Source organism: Mesorhizobium sp. M7A.F.Ca.AU.002.02.1.1, from assembly GCF_003998535.1.
Classification (GTDB): Bacteria; Pseudomonadota; Alphaproteobacteria; order Rhizobiales; family Rhizobiaceae; genus Mesorhizobium; species Mesorhizobium ciceri.
The window spans coordinates 1-1,843 of record NZ_RZPB01000999.1 but is presented as its reverse complement, the minus strand read 5'-3'; the positions used below and the strand labels follow the sequence as shown (position 1 = coordinate 1,843).

The following is a 1,843-nucleotide window of genomic DNA, read 5'->3' as shown; positions in this document are numbered from 1 at the left end:
TCGTCCGATACGGTCACGCCGGCCTTCTCGCCGATTTCAGCCAGCACCAGCCCGAGGCGCACGCGGCGCTCGGCAAGCCGCAGATACTCGGCGCGCGCCTCTTCTTCCGTCGTCTCTTCGTCGGCGAAGGTGCGTCCGGCTGCTTCCAGATCACGATTGACCTGCGCCCAGATGTTGTTGAACTCGGCGTCGACGAGCTTCGACGGCGCCTCGAACGAATAAGCCGCGTCGAGCTGGTCGAGCAGCTGGCGCTTGACCTTCTGGCGCGTCATGGCGCCGAACTGGTTCTCGATCTGGCCGCGCACGACGTCGCGCAGGCGCTCCAGCGACTCCAGGCCGAGGTTCTTGGCGGTCTCGTCGTTGATTTCCAGCGCGCCGGGCTGGGACACTTCCTTGACCGTGACATCGAAGGTCGCTTCCTTGCCGGCCAGATGCGCCGCCTGGTAGTTTTCCGGGAAAGTCACGGTGACCTGCTTTTCGTCGCCGGCCTTGGCGCCGACAAGCTGATCCTCGAAGCCGGGGATGAATTCCTTCGAGCCTAGCACCAGCGGCTGATCGGTGCCGGCGCCGCCATTGAAGGCCTCGCCGTCGATCTTGCCGACATAGTCGATGGTGACACGGTCGCCATTGGCGGCCTTGCCGGTCTTCGGCTCGTAGCTGCGCGCCGATTCGGCAACGCGCTGGACCTGCTCGTCGATCTCGGCATCAGGCACGTCGAACACCTGGCGCGTCACCTTGATGTCGGAAAAGTCCTTGATCTCGATCGCCGGGATGATCTCGTAGTTGAGGCGGAATTCGAAGTCGGCGCCGCCGGCCAGGATCTTCTCGGCTTCCTTCTCGTCCTCGGTCATGATGACTTCAGGCTGCATGGCAGCCTTTTCACCACGCCCGGTAATGATCGAACGAGTCGAATCGTTGAGGATTTCGTTGACCACTTCGGCCATGAACGACTTGCCGTAGACCTTGCGCAGGTGCTGCACCGGCACCTTGCCTGGACGGAAGCCGTTGATGCGGACCTTGTTGCGGGCATCCGAAAGCCGCGCCATCAGCTTGGCTTCCATGTCACCGGCCGGCACGGTGATCTTGATCTCTCGCTTGAGACCGGAGTTGAGCGTTTCGGTGACCTGCATCGTAAAACCTTTGTTTTCACCAATGAGACTGCCACGGCCTCTGCCGTTCACAGCCTGCCGGTATATTCTTGCCGGGAATGGCTTTTGGTACGGAACCTGGCGATTTGACCGAAAACCCGGCTCAAACTCTCCCAAACTGCGTTCCAAAATGTGAATAAGTTCTTGTTTTTCCTACTTCTTATCACATTCTGCAGAAGCGGATCGTCGCGTCCCGTCACATTTGACACGCCTTTTGTCACAGGCGAGGCCAATTTTCAACAGTCTTCGCATCCCAGCGATAACCAGCATTCGGGGCCTGCCCCACATCTTGTCGCTGGGCCACATCTTGTCTCTGACATTGACAGAATGATGGCCACATGGGATTGCCGGTCCATGCGGATGTGGCGGAACTGGTAGACGCCCTGGATTTAGGTTCCAGTGCCGAAAGGCGTGGGGGTTCGAGTCCCTTCATCCGCACCACCCTTCGAGCTTCGGGTGGCGGGCCACCCGAAAGTCCTGGCGAAGGAGGACCGGCGCCTTTCAGGCAGGCATCGGATTGAGCTTCAGATGCTGGATCAGGATGATGGTCTTGGCGTCGACGATACGGCCATCGGCGATGCCGGCCAGCGCCTCGTCGAGCGGCATTTCCAGAACCTCGATGTCCTCGCCCTCTTCTTGCGCGCCGCCGCCGGCCGAGATGCGGTCGGCGGGTGAATAGCGGCCGATGAAAAACC

The 1,843-nt window shown here is 60.6% G+C and carries 1 protein-coding gene, 1 tRNA gene and 1 pseudogene; 1 reads left to right on the top strand and 2 read right to left on the bottom strand.

Translation table 11 applies throughout. The features are described from left to right. A partial coding sequence (gene tig, locus EN879_RS34250; RefSeq protein ID WP_127274628.1) for a trigger factor occupies positions 1-1,130 on the bottom strand: 1,130 nt, incomplete at its 3' end. 374 nt (positions 1,131-1,504) lie between these two features. Between tig and EN879_RS34245 the strand changes: the two genes are divergently transcribed. Then, positions 1,505-1,589: transfer RNA gene (locus EN879_RS34245), tRNA-Leu, on the top strand. A 60-nt stretch (positions 1,590-1,649) separates the two neighbouring features. Here EN879_RS34245 and EN879_RS34240 read toward each other — a convergent pair. After that, a pseudogene (locus EN879_RS34240) lies at positions 1,650-1,843 on the bottom strand (GDP-mannose pyrophosphatase); the annotation flags it as partial.